Source organism: Arthrobacter rhombi (assembly GCF_039526245.1).
In the GTDB taxonomy this organism is placed as follows: domain Bacteria; phylum Actinomycetota; class Actinomycetes; order Actinomycetales; family Micrococcaceae; genus Arthrobacter_H; species Arthrobacter_H rhombi.
On the sequence record NZ_BAAAIV010000012.1, the window covers coordinates 101,744 to 118,506 of the forward strand.

At 66.6% G+C, this 16,763-nt stretch carries 16 protein-coding genes; 10 read left to right on the top strand and 6 right to left on the bottom strand.

The annotated features are described in order from the left end of the window. Nucleotides 1-11 precede the first annotated feature (11 nt). Complete coding sequence (locus ABD088_RS11185; protein ID WP_343902014.1) at nucleotides 12-1,343, top strand: MFS transporter; 1,332 nt, start codon at nucleotides 12-14, stop codon at nucleotides 1,341-1,343. A 121-nt stretch (nucleotides 1,344-1,464) separates the two neighbouring features. Here ABD088_RS11185 and ABD088_RS11190 read toward each other — a convergent pair whose 3' ends face one another. Continuing rightward, nucleotides 1,465-3,027 carry an aminopeptidase P family protein gene (locus ABD088_RS11190; RefSeq protein ID WP_343902366.1) on the bottom strand — a complete coding sequence of 521 codons (1,563 nt, stop codon included), beginning with the start codon at nucleotides 3,025-3,027 and terminating at the stop codon, nucleotides 1,465-1,467. A 58-nt stretch (nucleotides 3,028-3,085) separates the two neighbouring features. On the opposite strand from ABD088_RS11190, the gene ABD088_RS11195 reads away from it, so the two are divergent. The 3 genes from ABD088_RS11195 to ABD088_RS11205 all read left to right on the top strand — a co-directional run bounded on the left by ABD088_RS11195 (nucleotide 3,086) and on the right by ABD088_RS11205 (nucleotide 6,148). Then, nucleotides 3,086-3,943: a PHP domain-containing protein gene (locus tag ABD088_RS11195; RefSeq protein WP_343902015.1), complete on the top strand. Its 858-nt coding sequence runs from the start codon at nucleotides 3,086-3,088 to the stop codon at nucleotides 3,941-3,943. Between the two features lie 376 nt (nucleotides 3,944-4,319). After that, the gene (locus ABD088_RS11200; RefSeq protein WP_343902016.1) at nucleotides 4,320-5,999 is read left to right on the top strand and encodes a sodium:solute symporter family protein; all 1,680 of its coding nucleotides are present in this window, start codon (nucleotides 4,320-4,322) and stop codon (nucleotides 5,997-5,999) included. Nucleotides 6,000-6,016: 17 nt separating this feature from the next. Further along, the gene (locus tag ABD088_RS11205; protein WP_343902017.1) at nucleotides 6,017-6,148 is read left to right on the top strand and encodes a putative transporter small subunit; all 132 of its coding nucleotides are present in this window, start codon (nucleotides 6,017-6,019) and stop codon (nucleotides 6,146-6,148) included. Nucleotides 6,149-6,248: 100 nt separating this feature from the next. Here the strand turns inward: ABD088_RS11205 and ABD088_RS11210 are convergent, their stop codons facing one another. Together ABD088_RS11210 and ABD088_RS11215 are read right to left on the bottom strand one after the other, a co-directional pair. Then, nucleotides 6,249-7,112: a DNA-methyltransferase gene (locus tag ABD088_RS11210; protein WP_343902367.1), complete on the bottom strand. Its 864-nt coding sequence runs from the start codon at nucleotides 7,110-7,112 to the stop codon at nucleotides 6,249-6,251. 71 nt (nucleotides 7,113-7,183) lie between these two features. Then, nucleotides 7,184-8,860, bottom strand: coding sequence for a DEAD/DEAH box helicase (locus ABD088_RS11215; RefSeq protein ID WP_343902018.1), 1,677 nt, complete (start codon nucleotides 8,858-8,860; stop codon nucleotides 7,184-7,186). Between the two features lie 389 nt (nucleotides 8,861-9,249). Here ABD088_RS11215 and thiO point away from each other — a divergent pair, with 389 nt between their 5' ends. From thiO to ABD088_RS11230, 3 genes are read left to right on the top strand one after another with little or no spacing between them, the layout of a single operon-like run. After that, nucleotides 9,250-10,431 carry a glycine oxidase ThiO gene (thiO, locus tag ABD088_RS11220; protein ID WP_343902019.1) on the top strand — a complete coding sequence of 394 codons (1,182 nt, stop codon included), beginning with the start codon at nucleotides 9,250-9,252 and terminating at the stop codon, nucleotides 10,429-10,431. Further along, a complete protein-coding gene (gene thiS / locus ABD088_RS11225) occupies nucleotides 10,428-10,673 on the top strand; it encodes a sulfur carrier protein ThiS (RefSeq protein ID WP_343902020.1) in 246 nt (81 codons plus the stop codon). The genes thiO and thiS overlap by 4 nt, the downstream gene beginning before the upstream one ends. A gap of 4 nt (nucleotides 10,674-10,677) precedes the next feature. Further along, nucleotides 10,678-11,463 carry a thiazole synthase gene (locus ABD088_RS11230; protein WP_343902021.1) on the top strand — a complete coding sequence of 262 codons (786 nt, stop codon included), beginning with the start codon at nucleotides 10,678-10,680 and terminating at the stop codon, nucleotides 11,461-11,463. A 50-nt stretch (nucleotides 11,464-11,513) separates the two neighbouring features. On the opposite strand, the gene ABD088_RS11235 is transcribed toward ABD088_RS11230, so the two are convergent. Beyond that, nucleotides 11,514-12,977, bottom strand: coding sequence for an RNB domain-containing ribonuclease (locus ABD088_RS11235; protein ID WP_343902022.1), 1,464 nt, complete (start codon nucleotides 12,975-12,977; stop codon nucleotides 11,514-11,516). A gap of 78 nt (nucleotides 12,978-13,055) precedes the next feature. Between ABD088_RS11235 and ABD088_RS11240 the strand changes: the two genes are divergently transcribed. Then, nucleotides 13,056-13,736 carry a ferritin-like fold-containing protein gene (locus tag ABD088_RS11240; RefSeq protein WP_343902023.1) on the top strand — a complete coding sequence of 227 codons (681 nt, stop codon included), beginning with the start codon at nucleotides 13,056-13,058 and terminating at the stop codon, nucleotides 13,734-13,736. A 42-nt stretch (nucleotides 13,737-13,778) separates the two neighbouring features. Continuing rightward, nucleotides 13,779-14,471 (top strand): 4a-hydroxytetrahydrobiopterin dehydratase, encoded by a 693-nt coding sequence (locus ABD088_RS11245; RefSeq protein WP_343902024.1) that lies wholly within the window; start codon nucleotides 13,779-13,781, stop codon nucleotides 14,469-14,471. 95 nt (nucleotides 14,472-14,566) lie between these two features. On the opposite strand, the gene ABD088_RS11250 is transcribed toward ABD088_RS11245, so the two are convergent. Both ABD088_RS11250 and ABD088_RS11255 read right to left on the bottom strand, forming a co-directional pair. Continuing rightward, nucleotides 14,567-14,794, bottom strand: a complete 228-nt coding sequence (locus tag ABD088_RS11250) for a DUF3107 domain-containing protein (protein ID WP_343902025.1) — start codon at nucleotides 14,792-14,794, stop codon at nucleotides 14,567-14,569. Nucleotides 14,795-14,861: 67 nt separating this feature from the next. Continuing rightward, nucleotides 14,862-15,539, bottom strand: coding sequence for a TetR/AcrR family transcriptional regulator (locus ABD088_RS11255; RefSeq protein WP_372710546.1), 678 nt, complete (start codon nucleotides 15,537-15,539; stop codon nucleotides 14,862-14,864). A gap of 32 nt (nucleotides 15,540-15,571) precedes the next feature. Here ABD088_RS11255 and moeB point away from each other — a divergent pair, with 32 nt between their 5' ends. After that, complete coding sequence (gene moeB / locus ABD088_RS11260; RefSeq protein WP_343902026.1) at nucleotides 15,572-16,750, top strand: molybdopterin-synthase adenylyltransferase MoeB; 1,179 nt, start codon at nucleotides 15,572-15,574, stop codon at nucleotides 16,748-16,750. Nucleotides 16,751-16,763 lie beyond the last annotated feature (13 nt).

The window sequence follows — 16,763 nt, forward strand, 5'->3', positions numbered from 1 at the left end:
TGGAGTCCAGCATGTCCCACTCAGCGGCAGCACCGGCTGCCACCTCCCGGCGCGAGGAACGCAAGGTCCTCGCCGGAACCCTCGTTGGCACCACCATCGAGTGGTACGACTTCTTCATCTACGCCCAAGCTGCTGGCCTGGTGCTTGGCCCGCTGTTCTTCGCGCCCTTGGGGGAGACCGGTGCGCAGCTGGCTTCGTGGGCGTCCATCGGCATCTCCTTCTTGTTCCGTCCGCTCGGGGCCATCGTTGCCGGGCACCTGGGCGACAAGCTCGGACGCAAGAAGATGCTCGTCTTCACATTGATCATGATGGGGCTGTCCACCGCACTGATCGGTGTCCTGCCCACCCACGCCCAGATCGGTGGCGCGGCTGCGATCATGCTCATCATCCTGCGTGTGTTGCAGGGCTTCTCCGCCGGCGGTGAATGGGGCGGTGCGGCACTGATGTCCGTTGAGCACGCCCCGGACAACCGCCGTGGCTTCTTCGGTGCGTATCCTCAGATCGGCGTGCCCTGCGGCATGATCCTGGCGACTTTCACCATCTGGATCCTCACGACTGTCCTGGGCAACGAGGCCTTCTTGTCCTGGGGCTGGCGCGTTCCGTTCCTGCTCTCGATCCTGCTGATCGTCGTGGGCTACCTCATCCGCCGTTCGGTCGAGGAGTCCCCGGTCTTCACTGCCCTGCTGGAGCGCAAGAAGGAATCCAGCGCCCCGCTGGCCCAACTCTTCAAGCACAACACCCGCGAGGTCATCCTCACCGCGCTGATCTTCATCGCCAACAACGCCGCCGGGTATCTGGTGATCGCGTTCTTCGCGACCTACGCGTCCAAGACCTTGGGGATGGAGCGCGGCCCGGTCCTGCTGGCCACCATGTTGTCGGCCTTCGGCTGGCTGATCTTCACGTTGTACGGGGGCATCCTCTCCGACAAGATCGGTCGCGTCCGCACCTTCCAAATCGGCTACGCGCTGGTGGCCTTGTGGGCGGTGCCCATGTGGTTCCTCATTGATACGGCGAACATCTTCTGGTACTTCGTGGCACTGTTCGTCCTCACCATTGGCCTGGGACTTTCCTACGGGCCGCAGTCGGCACTGTATGCGGAGATGTTCCCGGCTCGAGTGCGCTATTCGGGTGTCTCGATCGGCTATGCCCTGGGTGCGATCCTCGGTGGTGCCTTTGCACCGCTGATCGCCGCGCTGCTGTTGGAGAAGACCGGCCATTCATGGAGCATCGGCATCTACATCGTCGTCATCTCGATCATCTCCCTGGCTGCCGTCTCGTTCGTGAAGGAGACCCGTGGGGTCGACCTGCACATCGAGCACCACGCCAACCACGTGGAGCCCTGACCCCGGGAGAACCGAAAAAACGAGAGGCGTTGCAACACCACCACGTGGGGTTGCAACGCCTCTCGTCATGGACCGGCCATCCGCTGAAACGCGGGCCAGGCCGACGGGGGTGGCGCGGGCGCTACTCGCCGGTCGGTGAGTAGATCCCGGCCATCCAGGACTCGACGTCCTCGGGTGTCCGTGGCAGTGCGGCGCTGAGGTTCTCGCACCCGTCGGCGGTCACCAGCACGTCGTCCTCCAGGCGGACGCCGATGCCGCGGTATTCCTCCGGAACTGCCAGATCCTCGGACTTGAAGTACAGGCCGGGTTCGATCGTGAAGACCATGCCGGGTTCCAGCACGGCGTCCAGGTAGAGCTCGCGTTTGGCCTGCGCGCAGTCGTGGACGTCCAGGCCCAAGTGGTGGCTGGTGCCGTGGGGCATCCAGCGGCGGTGGTGCTGCCCGTCCGCGGCGAGGGCCTCGTCCAGGGGAACCGGCAGCAGGCCCCAGTCGTCCAGCCGCTCGGCCAGGACCTTCAGCGCCGCCTCGTGCAGCTCGCGGAACTTGCGGCCCGGGCGCGCCACCTCGAAGGCGGCGTCGGCTGCGTCCAGGACGGCCTGGTAGATCTTGCGCTGCACGTCGGAGTACTTGCCGTTCACCGGCAGGGTCCGGGTGATGTCGGCGGTGTAAAGCGAATCGGCTTCGACGCCGGCATCGACCAGGATCAGATCCCCGGTGTTGACCTGGCCGGTATTGCGGATCCAGTGGAGCACCGTGGCGTTGTTGCCCGATGCGGCAATGGTGTCGTACCCGAGGTCGTTGCCTTCCTCGCGCGCCCGGGCAAAGAACGCGCCTTCCACGACCCGCTCGCCGCGCTTGTGCTCGATGGCGCGGGGCAGTTCCTCGACGACATCGTGGAAGCCGTTGACCGTCGCCTCGACGGCAGCTCGCATCTGCTCGATCTCCCAGTCGTCCTTGACCAGGCGCAGTTCGGAGAGCGCCTCGGCCAGTTCGGCGTCGAGGTGGTCAGAAGCCTCCAGATCGACACCGGTGTTGATCCGCGAGGTGTCCACCAGCGCGTCGCAGTTCAAATCGACGTCGCGCAGCAGGCGGATGCGCATCCCCCCGAACTCCGTTGCGCCGGCGTCACGGGTGATCGCATCCTCCAGCTCGGTGTCCATGTGCGCGGTGGGCAGCAGCAGCCGCGCTTCCAGATCCGCCAACGTTGGCCGGGTGCCGATCCAGAATTCACCGGAGCGTGCATCGGAGTAGAACTCCTCCGAATCGCGTCCGGCCATCGGACGGAAGTACAGGGTGGCCCGGTGGTTGCCGCCGTCGTCGCCGGTACCCTCCTCGGCCGGTTCCAGGACCAGGACGGCGTCCGGCTCGTGGTCGACGCCGAGTCCAGTCATGTGGGCAAACCCCGAGTGGGGGCGGAAACGGTAGTCCGTGTCGTTCGAGCGGACCTTCAGCGGGCCGGCCGGGATGACCAGTCGTTCGCCGGGAAACCGCAGCGAGAGGGCGCGACGTCGGGCTGCGGCATACGGTGCCACGGCATCCGGGCCGGGGGACGTTGCCTGGGTGGAGGGGGCCCACTGGGAGCCCATGAAATCCTTGAAGGCCTGCGAGGAGGGACGCTGCGAACGGTTGTTCACACGCTCCTCGAGGGGTTGATCGCTACCGGGGGTGTTGTTCGCATCAGTTATCACCGTCCCATCGTCTCAAAGCCGGGGCAATACACCAAGGCGCCGGTATGCTGACGGGATGCTGATCGACCTGCATTCGCACTCGAATATTTCCGATGGGACCGAGACACCGTCGGAACTCATGGCGGCAGCAGCCGCTGCTGGCCTGGATGTCGTGGCGTTGACGGATCACGACCAGACGTCCGGGTGGCTGGAAGCCAGTGGGGCGGCGCTCGCGCACGGGGTCGGCCTGGTTCCCGGGATGGAGATTTCCTGCAAGGCAGGGAAAGGCCAGAGCGTCCACCTGCTCAGCTACCTGCACGACCCTGCCGACGCCGACCTGCTCGAGGAGATCAACAAAGCCCGGGAAGCGAGGATCGACAGGGCCCGGCACATGGTCGAGATCATCGCCGAGGACTACCCGATCACGTGGGACCTCGTGGCAGAGCAATCCACGCCCGGAGCGACACTGGGCCGCCCTCATATCGCCGATGCCCTGGTGGCTGCCGGTGTCGTTTCGGACCGCAGCGAGGCCTTCGCCACGGTGCTCACCTCACACTCTCGCTACTACGTCGGGCATTACGCCGTCGATCCTGTGCGGGCCGTTGAACTGGTCCGCGCCGCCGGCGGCGTCCCGGTGTTCGCCCACCCCATGGCCGAGCTGCGAGGGCGGGTGGTCGCACCGCCGGTCTTCGACGACATGATCGACGCCGGTCTGCTGGGTCTGGAGATCGACCACCGCGACAATTCACCGGAGGGGAAGGCCTTCCTGCACCGGCTCGCCGCCCGGCACGGCCTGATCGTCACCGGTTCGAGCGACTACCACGGCGCCGGAAAGCCCAACCGGCTGGGTGAAAACAGCACGGATCCTGCCATGCTCCGCCGCATCCTGGAGGCGGGAACCGGCAGCGCCCCGGTCGGGGTGCCTGCCATCTAACGGTTGGTTGAAAGCTTCACCAATGCGTGATTGCCAGCCGGTAACTGATAAGGTCACCGAATGTAGGGGGTTGCCTGAGGCAACTTGTCGAGCGTTGATCCAAGCGTCTTGTCGACCCCCGATCCCACAGCGGGCCACTTGTCGGCCCCTGCCGACAGCGTGGCCAGGACCCGAGATCCGGGTAGCCACGTGCACTGCGCCGAATGCGGACCAGCCGGTCCGATACGCGTGCCGGATGGGATGCGCGCCCTGAATGTGTCCTCACCGGACCAAGCCCGCTTAGCAGCGGCCAGGCAATGGAGCCCGAAATCGACGGGTCGGCGCGCTGCGGCAATGGGAGGCATCCGGTGGCCTGCCCTGTGAGTAGAGGAGCACCATGGCACCGAACGGTGTGGAGCTCCAGCAGTTGAGCGGATGGTTGGTCATCGCCCTGCTGGTGTTCTTTTATGGGGGTACGTTCATCATGACCCTCGGAATTGGCAAGAAAAAGGAAAACGCCGACGGCTACATGACGGCCGGCAACAAGATCGGCTTCGGCATTTCCGCGGCCAGCATGACGGCTACCTGGATCTGGGCATCCTCGATGTACGCTTCGGCGACCTCGGGCTACGCCTACGGTATTTCGGGTCCCATCCACTACGGACTGTGGGGTGCGCTGATGATCTTGTTCATCTACCCCTTCGGCAAGCGCATCCGCAAGGTAGCGCCCCGCGCGCACACCCTCGCTGAAGTGATGTATGCCCGCCATGGGCGCGCCAGCCAGCTGATGCTCGCCGGGTCCAACATCGTCGGCAGCCTGATCAGCGTCACCAGCAACTTCATCGCCGGCGGCGCCCTGATTGGCATGCTTTCGCCGTTCAGCTTCCAGCAGGGCATCCTGGCCGTGGCCGCGGGTACGTTGTTGTACTCGCTCTGGTCCGGGTTCCGGGCCTCGGTCATGACCGACTTCGCCCAGGTGCTGGCCATGCTCGGCGCCGTGGTGATCATCATCCCCGTCGTCTTCTTCGCCGCAGGTGGGCCGGACATGTTTGTCCAGGGTGCCGCGAACCTGACGCCTCAGCAGGGGAACTTCTTCTCCTCCGACGCCTTCATGAACCAGGGGGCCCCATACATCGCAGCCGTCCTGGCCTACGCCATCGGCAACCAGACCATCGCCCAACGGCTGTTCGCCGTGCGGGAGGACCTCATCAAGAAGACGTTCATCACCGCGACCGTCGGCTACGGTGCCACGATCATCGGCATCGGCATGCTGGGAGTCATGGCCCTCTACCTGGGAATCACCCCCACCGGTGGGGACGTGAACAACCTGATCCCACAGATGGCTGCCACCTACCTCGGCCCGGTACTGCTGTGCCTGTTCCTGATCATGGTCATCGGCGCGTTGTCCTCCACGGCAGACGCGGATCTCTGCGCACTGTCCTCGATCATGATGGCCGATATCTATGGGCAGAACATCGCCAAACGCGGCAAGGCCAACCCGAAGACCATGCTGTTGATCGGCCGCATCACGATGATCGTTGCCACCGGCGCCGGACTGTTCTTTGCCAGTGGGCAGATGAACATCCTGGACCTGCTGGTCTTCGTCGGCGCGCTCTGGGGCTGCCTGGTCTTCCCCGTCATCGCGAGCTTCTACTGGTCCAAGGTCACCAACACGGCATTCGTCGCGGCGGTCCTTGCCGCACTGGCGATCTTCATCCCCGTGCGGTTCTCCTGGATCCCCGTCGACGGGCTGTGGGGCCTCACCGTGGACGTCATTTCCATCGTGGGCATCGGCGTGGTCATTGGCCTGATGTGCTTCGGGTTCTTCGGGGGACGCGTCGCCCGTATTGCGGGCATCCTCTCGGCCATCGTGGCCGCACCGTTTGCCCTCGGGCACCTGCATGACTATGCAGTGCTCAGCGGCTCCCTGGTGGCCTATGCGGTCTCAACCGTGGTCTGCTTCGCGATTTCCGCGCGTTCGAAGATGGACTTCGACTTCTCGACAATCAAGGACACCGTCGGGGACTTCGACCCGACCACCACCGATGTCGCTGACACCGCTGTGACGCAGCGCTAACCCCGAAGGAGATGAACATGGAACCGATCTTCCTGACCCTGTATGTGCTGATGTGGCCCGTCATCGTGGCCGGCACGCTCTTTGTCATCACCCGCGCGTTCCTGCGCGAGTGGCTCGAAGCCCGTCGTGAGCACCGCACGATGGTCTAACAGCACGCAGACGAATAAGCCGTGTCCGGCGCATCCTTCGATGCGCCGGACACGGCTTGTTCTTTCGGAGGCAGCGCTGGCACTGATCGCGGTGACGCCTCTACTCCGGGAGGAACACCGTCTCCTGCGGTAGCCGGGAGCGCATCGTCTCGATGGCCTGGGCATTGGCATCCACACAGACGAACCGACGACCCAGATGCGAGGCCGCGGCACCGGTGGTTCCCGAACCGGCGAAGAAATCCAGCACCCAATCGCCGGGCCGGCTGCTGGCCGCGATGATCCGGCGCAGGATGCCCAGCGGCTTCTGCGTCGGATAACCGGTCTTCTCCTTGCCAGTCGGCGAAACGATGGTGTGCCACCAGACATCGGTGGGCAGCTTGCCGCGTGCGGCTTTCTCCGCGGTGACCAGACCAGGAGCCATATAGGGCTCCCGATCGACTTCCTCCGAATTGAAGTGGTAGACGGCAGGGTTCTTGACATAGACCAAGATGTTGTCGTGTTTGGCCGGCCACCGGCTTTTGGACCGGGCTCCGTAGTCGTAGGCCCAGATGATCTCATTCAGGAAGCAATCGCGGCCGAAGATCCCGTCGAGCATCACTTTCGCATAGTGCACCTCGCGAAAGTCCAGATGCAGATACAACGTACCGTCGTCGGCCAGCAACCGCCATGCTTCGAGCAGGCGGGGCTCGAGGAAAGCCCAGTAGTCCTCGAAGGCATCATCGTAGCTGTGCAGCGTGCCGCGGATCGTGGAGTAACTGGCGCCCTTGAATCCCACCCGGTCCCCGGCACCGTCGGCGGCACGGACCATTGTGGTGCGTTGGCGGGCCTGCTTGCGACCGGTGTTGAACGGCGGGTCGATGTAGATCAGGCTGAATGCGCCGTCGGGTAGCGTCGTCAGGAATTCGGCGTTGTCCGCGTGAACGACCAGGTCGGGCCCGTCGGGGGACCACGTGGGGGCCTTCATCACGGGCGAGGGGACCCCGGACGACTGTCCGGGATCCCCTTCAGGTGCAGGCGTGCTGGCGCCCATCAGACCTACTCTGACTCGGGTCGGTTAGCGACCTCGCCGTGGTGGCGACGTGTGCGTGAGCGACGGCGGCGGGCGGGGCTGGCCGATTCGTCGCCGGCAGCAGTGGGCGAGGCCTCGGCCGGTTGGCTCTTCACTTCGCCGGTTGCCTCGCGGTTGGGACGGTCCGAACGGCCATGGCCGTGACCGCGGCGTCCGCCACCTTCGCTGCCGGACTCCGACCGACGGCCCCTGCCGCTACCCTCGCCGCGTCCGCCGCGGGATCCGCTGCCCCGACCGCCGTCACGACCGCCGTCGCGTTGGCTCGGACGCTTTCCGGTCTCGCCCAGGTCTTCGAGCTTCTCGCCCGAAAGCCCCTGGAGTTTGCGCTGGTTGCGCGGCAGCCGACCCTTGGTCCCGGCAGGGATGTCCAGATCGGTGTACAGGTGGGGTGAGGAGGAGTAGGTTTCCACAGGGTCGGCCTGGTCCAGTCCGAGGGCCTTGTTGATCAAGCCCCAGCGGGGGACATCGGACCAGTCGACGAAGGTGATCGCGGTGCCCTTCTTCCCGGCACGGCCGGTGCGGCCGACCCGGTGGAGGTAGGTCTTCTCGTCCTCGGGACACTGCAGGTTGATCACGTGGGTGACGTCCTCCACGTCGATGCCGCGGGCCGCGACCTCCGTGGCGACCAGTACGTCGACCTTGTTATTGCGGAAGGCACGCAACGCCTGCTCACGTGCTCCTTGACCGAGGTCCCCGTGGATCGCGCCAGCGGCGAAACCGCGGTCGATCAGTTCCTCGGAAAGCTTGGCTGCCGAGCGCTTGGTCTTGGTGAAGATGATCGTGCGTCCACGGCCTTCGGCTTGCAGGACGCGGGCGACGACCTCGTCCTTGTCCAGCTGGTGGGCGCGGTAGACGACCTGGCGGATGTCCTTCTTGGTGATGCCCTCATCCTCGGGGTCCGCTGCGCGGATGTGGGTGGGGTGGGACATGTAGCGGCGGGCCATCGAAACGACGGCACCGGGCATGGTAGCCGAGAACAACATGGTCTGGTGGACAGCGGGAATGGCGGCCAACAGGGTCTCCACGTCCGGGAGAAAGCCCAGATCCAACATCTCGTCCGCTTCGTCGAGTACGACGATGCGGATGTTCTTCAGGTTCAGGTGCTTCTGCTTGTGCAGATCGATCAGGCGGCCCGGGGTGCCGACGACGATTTCCACTCCGGCGGTGAGCTGCTCGATTTGTGGTTCGTAGGCCCGGCCGCCGTAGATGGTGGCGATGCGCGCATTGCGCTTGGTCGCCGCCTTCTGGATATCGGCCGAGACCTGGTTGGCCAGTTCGCGGGTCGGGGCGACAATCAGGGCCTGCGGCGCACCCGGAGTGGGGAGCTTGTCGTAATCGGCGTCGTCGGGACCGATGACCCGCTGCAAGGCGGGGATGCCGAACCCGAAAGTCTTGCCGGTGCCGGTTTTGGCCTGGCCGATGATGTCGTGACCCCCCAGTGCCACCGGAAGGGTCATGGCCTGGATCGGGAACGGGTGGATGATGCCGGCGTCGGCGAGAGACTCGACGATGTCGGCGCGGACCCCGAAATCGGCGAAGGTCTGTTCGGGGATCTCATGCGGCGCGTCTTCGGTGGCCAGGGTCCCGTCAACTTCGAGCTGTTCGGTTCCGGTGTCGTCGGTGAGTTGTTGCTCAGTATTCAATGAATTCTCATTCGTTTAGGCGCCGGGGCGCGGTGTGCTCAACGTCCCCCGATTCCGGGAGCGGAGTCCACCGCTGCAGCGGCACGTCCAGCGGAGCCGATCGTGGGCTAACGAGCGCGACTGATCGCGCAAAAGGTGCAGGTTCGCTGGGAATTCCTGCCAAGAAAATGCGTCTGGTACGACCGGGCATCCTTGTCTACAGAACCAGTCTATCCCCCCGGGTGCTGCCCGCCGGGCGGACGCGGGTTCACCGCGCGGCGTGGGCTAGGGTGGGACGAGACCACGGGAGCCCGCAAACGGGCTGAGAGGGCGCTGCCGCACAGGATGCGGCGAGGCGCCGACCGATACACCTGATCCGGATCATGCCGGCGGAGGGAAGGCAGCAAACCATGCATTGTGCAGTTCTGGGCGCCGGGATCATCGGCTTGTCCGTGGGCTGGGAGCTGGCCCGCACCGGCCACCAGGTCACCCTCATCGATCCGGAACCCGCCGGCGGAGCGACCCATGCCGCAGCCGGGATGCTCGCCGCCGTCACCGAATTCCACCGCCAGGAACAACACCTGCTGAAATTGTCGCTGCCCGCTGCCGCCGGCTGGCCGAAGTGGGCACGCGACTTGGAGGAAGTGAGCGGTCAGGACACCGGGTTCAGTGCGCGGGGCACCCTGGTCATCGCTGCCGATGCGGCCGACCGGGAATCGCTGACGGATCTGGCCACCGCCCAACGTGCAGCCGGCCTGGACATCGGTGAACTGGGAACGACTGCGGCCCGCGTTGCGGAACCCCTGTTGTCGCCACGGCTGGCGGGGGCCTTCGCTGTTCCCGGCGAGGCACACGTGGACCCGCGCCGCACCGCCGTCGCCCTCTTGGCGGCGCTGGAGGCAGCTCCCGGGGCGCGGGTGCTGCGGAAGCCGGCGACCGCAGTCGTCCCGGGGGACCGCGGGCCGGTGGTCCAGCTCGGCCGTGACGGCGAGCAGGGGCGGGTGGATGCCGATGAGGTGGTGGTGGCAACCGGGATCGGGCGACCGGGGTACTCCGCGCTGCGGCAGGACATCGCCGGACTGGCTCCCGGGTTGCGGCTGCCCGTGCGTCCGGTGCACGGAGACGTGTTGCGGCTGCGGGGGACCTCGGTCTCACCCCGGCCCACGGGGACAACGGTGCGGGCCCTGGTCTCCGGGCACGGCGTCTACATCGTTCCGCGTCCCGACGGGGAGATCGTGGTCGGCGCCACCGAACGCGAAGACCTGCAGGACGGGGTCGGAGTCGAGGGCGTCCACCGCCTCCTGCGCGATGCGTTGCGGGTCATGCCGGCGCTCGGACACTTCGAACTGGCCGAGAGCACTGCCAGGGCCCGTCCGGCCACCCCGGATCACCTGCCCCTGCTGGGGAGGATCTGCCCCGGACTCATCGCCGCCACCGGGTTCCACCGCCATGGGGTGTTGCTCAGCGTCGCGGCTGCCGCAACGGTCTCCGGACTGCTCGCCGTGCCTGCGGGTGACGGTTCCGGGGCCCCACCCCCGCGTGTCCCAGAGCAACGGCCCTCTTCGCCCTTCGACCCCTGGAGATTCTCATGACCGACAACGACGCCACGCTGGTCCTCAACGGTTCGGCCCAACGACACATCGAAATGACCGTGTTGCAGTTGGTCCGCCGCGAGACCGGCCCGTCCCACGGCCCGGACTCCACGACGACGGCTGGCGCCTGCGGGGTTGCCGTCGCAGTCAACGGAGAAGTCATCCCTCGCTCGGCCTGGGCGCGGACCGAGCTGGTGCCGGGCGATCGGGTCGAACTCCTATCGGCGGTGCAGGGTGGCTGAACCGATGCACCATGACGATTTGGTCATCGATGGGGTCCGGCTGGGCTCGCGGCTGATCACCGGCACCGGCGGAGCCCCGGGACACACTGTCCTGGAGCATGCGCTGCTGGCCTCCGGCACTGAAATCACCACCGTATCGATGCGACGGCATGCGGCGGCACCGGCCGACGAGTCGATCTTCGGTTTGCTGCACCGACTGGGCATCAGGATCCTGCCCAACACCGCCGGGTGCCAGACAGCCCAGGAGGCAGTCCTGACCGCGCGGTTGGCCCGCGAGGCGCTGGGGACCGACTGGCTGAAACTCGAGGTCATCGCCGATGACGAATCGTTGCTGCCCGACATCCCGGAACTGCTTGCCGCCGCCGAGACGCTGGTAGCGGAGGGATTCAAGGTCTTTGCGTACACCAACGACGACCCGGTGGCTGCCCGGCGCCTGGAGGACCTCGGCTGCACCGCTGTCATGCCCCTGGGGGCGCCCATCGGCACCGGGCTGGGAATCCTGAATCCGCACAACATCGAGACCATCGCCGCACGGCTCTCGGTTCCCGTGGTGCTGGACGCGGGGATCGGAACGGCCTCGGATGCTGCACTGGCCATGGAGCTGGGATGCGACGCCGTGCTGTTGGCCACTGCCGTGACCCGCGCTGCGGATCCCGTGGTGATGGCCGAGGCCTTCCGGCATGCAGTGCGTGCCGGACGCCTGGCCCGGCTCGGCGGCAGGATCCCACGGCGTCCGCTGGCCAGGGCCTCCTCGGCTCCCGAGGGGAGGGCGGAATTCCCCCTCGCGTGAGGAGGAATCTGAGACGACGTGCCACAGCCCCGGGGGACAGGGCAGCGGGATCACGGGATCCTGAAGAGGACCGTCCGCTGGTCGATGTCCGCTTCGATGAGTTCGGCGCGGACACGTTCTCCGGCCTCGGCGGTTCCCTCGAACCGGGCGTTCACTGCTGGGTCAAGCAGCTGCAGCCGTCCGCCCGGGGTGTTCCCCTTCTCCCGGGCCGCGGCGATCTGCTCCGGGCTGGCCCCATTGAGGGTGACCGCGTCAAAGGTCTCGCCGATCCGGTCGACGAGCAACGCTGCCTCCACGGTGTCGATGGCCGCCCGTTCGACGTTGCCGGCCACCTGGTTGGAGGCCTGCATCAACTCCGGCAGCAAGGGCAACGCCTGGCGGATGCCCTCGGGGACTGCGGCACCACGGACCAGATGCTCGCAGACGACCAGCACAAAACGGTCCACCAGCCGGCGCAGGGGAGCGGTGGTGTGGGCGTAGGGGGCGGCAATGGCCGCCTGGATGCGTTCCTGTGGGAGCTCGCCGTCGAATGCCGTGTAGCCCGCGCCCCGGAACAGCGAGGTCGCGGCGTGCATGATGGCCAGCTGCCGCGGTTGGGTCACGTCCAGGGACCTGAGGAATTCGCCGTAGGGCACGCCGTCTTCCCAGGGGGTGCCCAGTGACGCGGCTTCCCGGCGGAAGGCCGTGGAACTGTGCTCGTCGGGGGTGGGCATCGTGCGCAGGATCCCGATCTTTCCCTCGAGCATGATCCGGGCGGCCTCCATACCCGTCATCAACGAGATCTGGGCGTTCCATTCCTCCACGGGCAGGGGAGCACGTGCCTCCAGCTGGTACACGCCGTCGTCGTCCACCTCCACTTCCTGCTCGGGGATGCGCAGGCTGGCGCCACCGCGCAGGCGTTCGGCATCGATGCGCTTGATGCCCACTTCCCGGAGCAATGCCAACGAGGCAGAAGCCGTCCCGTCGTCGAGGGAGGCCTGGACTCCGGCATAATCAAGCTTTTCCCGGCTGGAAACCACGGCCCGAACCAATTCGGTGCGCAGCACTGTGGCCGTCGAATCCAGATGGAACGTCCAGACGTAGGCGCTGCGCCGTTGGCCCGGCAACAGGGACCCGGCGTCCTCGCTGACGATTTCGGGATGCAGCGGAATGCGTCGCCCGGGCAGGTAGAGGGTCTGCCCGCGTCTGCGTGTCTCGGCATCCAAGGCGCCGCCGAGGGACACGAAGGACGGGACATCGGCGATGGCATAACGGACCGTGTAGCCCCCACCGTCCCGTTCCAGATGCACCGCCTGATCCAAATCGGTCGAGGTCGGTGGGTCGATGGTCACGAAGTCGATGTCGGTCAGGTCGTTCCCGGGGGAGGGAGGATGCTCGACGGCGGACCGGGCCTCGGCCAGCGCGTCCTGGGGGTATTGATCGGGCAGCTCGAGTTTTTCGGCCAGCCCTTCGAGCGCGGCCGCGAGCCGGGATTGGCGGGCGCTGGACTTCACGTCAATGAGTTTGTGGACCACAAGGGCCAGCTTAACCACATCGGCGCCTGAAATCAGTGCCCGCCCCGGGTGAAGTCCCAGCGGAGTAGGGTGGAATCCATGACCGAGCTGCCGCCGCCGATCCTTGACGAAGCGACCCGTACCCGTGCCGAACTGGCTCTCTATGGGCTGATGGCCTACCGGGAACTGACGGCATTCGAACGCCTGTCCTCCGATGCACGCTTCTCTCCGACGCTGGCAGACCGCGAGGCATTGGCCCGGCTGTCAGTCCACGAGTTCGGACACTACGAGCGGGTGGTCGCGGCCATCGCCGCGCACGGCCAGGACCCGGAGACGGCCATGGAACCATTCATGGCCTCCATCGATGCATTGCACGAGCGCACCCGGCCGGGGGACTGGTTCGAGTCCCTCATGAAGGCCCACGTCATCGACTCGGTCTCCGGGGACTTCTACGTGGCGATTGCCCGGGCGCTGGCCCCCGAAGCCCGGGCGCTGGTCCAGGAGGTGCAAGCCCTGGACGAACAGAACAAATGGCTCCACGACCGGCTACGGGCCGCCCTGGACGACGACCCGCGCCTGGCGTCGCGGCTGGCCCTGTGGGGGCGGCGCCTGCTGGGGGAGGCGTTGACGCAGGCGCGCAGGATCAATGAACGTGGACTGAGCTGGGACCAGCTCTTCGCTTCCTCGGGCGGGGAGGGCGATGAACGCCTGGCCCGGTTGTTCGGCACGCTGGTCGAGAACCACTCGCGACGCATGGCCGCCCTGGGGTTGACCGCCTAGGTTCCCGGAAGCAGCATGGGCAGGGAGACGAAGGAGAGCACCATGACCGCTCCATCCCCCGAAGAGCCCACGTCCCCGGATCCCGCCGCCCTGACGGGAACCCAGATCGTCACCGCTCTGACCCAGCTGCCCGACTGGCGCTACCGCGTGGGGGCGCTGGTCACCGCCTATGCCTTCGAGACTTCGGCAGCGGCGGTTGGCTTCATCGCAGCAGTGGGCGCGCTCGCCGAGGAGCAAAACCACCACCCCGACCTTGAATGGCGCTACGACACCGTGTTCCTGGGTGTCTCCTCGCACGACGCCGGGCGAAAGGTCACGGCGAAGGACACCCGCCTTGCCGCCGCCGCCTCCGCCGCAGCCCAACGCTGCGGGGGACACGCCGAACCGCACCGGCATACCACCGTGGAGCTGTGCCTCGACACGCACGATCCCTCACGGATCGCCGGGTTCTGGTCGCGGGCCCTGGGCTATCGGGCGGCGGAGAACGGCGACCTCGTGGATCCAGAAGGCAGGAACCCGACGATCTGGTTCCAGGTCACCGATACTCCATCGGGGAACCGGTTCCACCTGGACCGCCATATACCCCTGAGCTCCCTGGACGCCGAGCGTGAACGCATCCGCTCTTCCGCGGGCGAAGGGGACGGTGCGCGGCACCCTTCCTTCAGCATGTACACCGATCCGGAGGGCAACCGGGTGCGCGTGTGCACGGAGATCGGGCACATGCCGGCCGGCTGACCCCGAGGAGGGGCGTTTCGGTGCTACCGCCCCCACCTGCGCAAACGGCCGGCCCCGACGCGTGCGTCGGGACCGGCCGAAAGGTGCCGGACTGGTCAGGCCTGGGCGGCGAAACCGACGCGGCGCTGCTCTTCGGCGCCGATCTCCACATATCCGATGACACCGGCAGGAATGATGATCTGGCGGCCCTTCGAGTCGGTGAGGACCAGGTCAGTGGATCCGCTGATGGCGTCGCGAACGGTCTGGGTGACCTGCTCCGCCGTCTCGGCGGATTCGATGACAACCTCGCGGGCAACATTCTGGATTCCGATGCGCACGTCCATGGTGGCTCCTCTATCAGTCGGTGGGCGCCGGTTGGCGGCGCCGGTCTACGTCAGACAACAATCTACGTCAGGCTTCCTTGGGGAACCGACCGATTCCGCGCCAAGCTAAACGGGACACCAGCTCGCTGGCCTCGTCGAGGTCGACCTCGCCCTCCAACTCGAGCCAATAGCGCGCCGCCACCTGGGCCATGCCGGACATGGCACGTCCCAGCAGGACCGCCTGGGCCTGGCTCAGCCCGGTGTCCTCCGAGATGACCCCCGCGATGGCATCGGCAAACCGGGCGTTGAACGTCTCGAGTCGCGAACTGACGGCCGGATCATGCATGAGATCGGATTCGAAGACCAGCCGGTGTGCCTGGCTGTCGCTGGCGATGAAGCCGAAGAATTCGCGGATGGTCGCCTGGACCCTGAGCTTGTTGTCATTGGTCGAGGCGATCGCCCCGAGCAGCCGGCCGGTCAGGTCCTCCAGGTGCTCGTCCAGGAGGGCCAGATAGAGCTCGCGCTTGCCCGGGAAATGCTGGTAGAGGACCGGTTTGCTGACCATGGCGACTTCGGCGATCTCGTCCATGGCGGCACCGTGGTAGCCGTGGGCGACGAACACCTGGTGGGCTGCCCTGAGCAGCTGCCGCCGGCGTTGGTCCCGCGGCATCCGCGGGGTCCGCTGCGAATGTTCTGAACTGCTCTCCACTGCCTGCCTCTCCGCCGGGACGCCGTCGTCGTGCCGGACGATGCCCATTCTACCCATGGGTACTGCTCCTGCGGGACTAGGCTGGATCCATGCAGGAAGCGACAGCACAACGCCCCGGTCCCCTCGTTGAACCGGGAGCGGAGCTGGGCCCCGAAGAACTCCAGCGTTATTCCCGGCACATCATCATCCCCGAGGTCGGGATGGCGGGGCAGCGCCGGCTGAAGAACGCCAGGGTGTTGGTGATCGGAGCCGGCGGGCTGGGTTCCCCCGCGCTGCTCTACCTGGCGGCGGCCGGGGTGGGCACCATCGGCGTCGTCGAGGACGACACGGTGGAGGTATCCAACCTGCAACGCCAGGTCATCCATGGGATGTCCAACCTGGGGCAGGGCAAGGGCGAGTCCGCCCGTGAGTCCCTGGCCGAGATCAACCCGTTCACCGACGTCGTGCTCCATGCGGAACACCTGGGCAGCGCCAACGCGCTGGAGATCTTTTCCGGCTACGACCTCATCCTGGACGGGACGGACAACTTCGCCACCCGGTACCTGGTCAACGACGCCGCGGCGATCCTGGGAAAACCGTACGTCTGGGGCTCGATTCTGCGCTTCGACGGGCAGGTCAGCGTGTTCTGGAATGGCCAGGGGCCCACGTATCGCGATCTCTATCCCGAGGCGCCGCCGGCCGGTACGGTCCCGTCGTGTGCCGAAGGCGGGGTCTTCGGGGTGCTGTGTGCCCAGATCGGTTCGGTCATGGCGGCCGAGGCGATCAAGCTGATCACCGGCATCGGGGAGACCTTGCTGGGCCGGGTACTCATCCTCGATGCGCTGGCCATGACCTGGCGCGAAATCCGGTTGCGCCCCGACCCGGAAACCGTGCAGCCGTCCGAGCTGCTGCAGGACTACCCGGCCTTCTGCGGAGTGGCCCCGTCGGTGGAGCGCGACGTGCCGACCATCGACGCCGCGGGTCTGCGGGACCTCTTGGCGCAGCGGGCCGCGGGGAACCGCGACTTCCTGCTCGTGGACGTCCGCGAGGCGGGGGAGGCGGAGATCGTGGCCATCGACGGTGCCGAGTTGGCGCCCCGCGGACAGCTGCTGGGCGGCGACATCGAACTACCGCGGGATCGTGAACTGATCCTGCATTGCAAGTCGGGCGGCAGATCGGGCGAGGTGCTCGGGTATCTGCTGGACCAGGGGTACACCAACGTCAGGCATCTGGAGGGCGGCATTGCCGCATGGGTCCAGCAGGTGGAACCCGACAAGCCGATGTACTAGGACCCGGCGCGGG

What these genes read in the sequence shown, in the direction of transcription:
- ABD088_RS11185 (WP_343902014.1), top strand. Translation starts at nt 12, where the DNA reads ATGTCCCACTCAGCGGCAGCACCGGCTGCCACCTCCCGGCGCGAGGAA.
- ABD088_RS11195 (WP_343902015.1), top strand. Translation starts at nt 3,086, where the DNA reads ATGCTGATCGACCTGCATTCGCACTCGAATATTTCCGATGGGACCGAG.
- ABD088_RS11200 (WP_343902016.1), top strand. Translation starts at nt 4,320, where the DNA reads ATGGCACCGAACGGTGTGGAGCTCCAGCAGTTGAGCGGATGGTTGGTC.
- ABD088_RS11205 (WP_343902017.1), top strand. Translation starts at nt 6,017, where the DNA reads ATGGAACCGATCTTCCTGACCCTGTATGTGCTGATGTGGCCCGTCATC.
- ABD088_RS11210 (WP_343902367.1), bottom strand. Translation starts at nt 7,112, where the DNA reads ATGAAGGCCCCCACGTGGTCCCCCGACGGGCCCGACCTGGTCGTTCAC.
- thiO (WP_343902019.1), top strand. Translation starts at nt 9,250, where the DNA reads ATGCATTGTGCAGTTCTGGGCGCCGGGATCATCGGCTTGTCCGTGGGC.
- thiS (WP_343902020.1), top strand. Translation starts at nt 10,428, where the DNA reads ATGACCGACAACGACGCCACGCTGGTCCTCAACGGTTCGGCCCAACGA.
- ABD088_RS11230 (WP_343902021.1), top strand. Translation starts at nt 10,678, where the DNA reads ATGCACCATGACGATTTGGTCATCGATGGGGTCCGGCTGGGCTCGCGG.
- ABD088_RS11240 (WP_343902023.1), top strand. Translation starts at nt 13,056, where the DNA reads ATGACCGAGCTGCCGCCGCCGATCCTTGACGAAGCGACCCGTACCCGT.
- ABD088_RS11245 (WP_343902024.1), top strand. Translation starts at nt 13,779, where the DNA reads ATGACCGCTCCATCCCCCGAAGAGCCCACGTCCCCGGATCCCGCCGCC.
- ABD088_RS11250 (WP_343902025.1), bottom strand. Translation starts at nt 14,794, where the DNA reads ATGGACGTGCGCATCGGAATCCAGAATGTTGCCCGCGAGGTTGTCATC.
- ABD088_RS11255 (WP_372710546.1), bottom strand. Translation starts at nt 15,539, where the DNA reads ATGGGTAGAATGGGCATCGTCCGGCACGACGACGGCGTCCCGGCGGAG.
- moeB (WP_343902026.1), top strand. Translation starts at nt 15,572, where the DNA reads ATGCAGGAAGCGACAGCACAACGCCCCGGTCCCCTCGTTGAACCGGGA.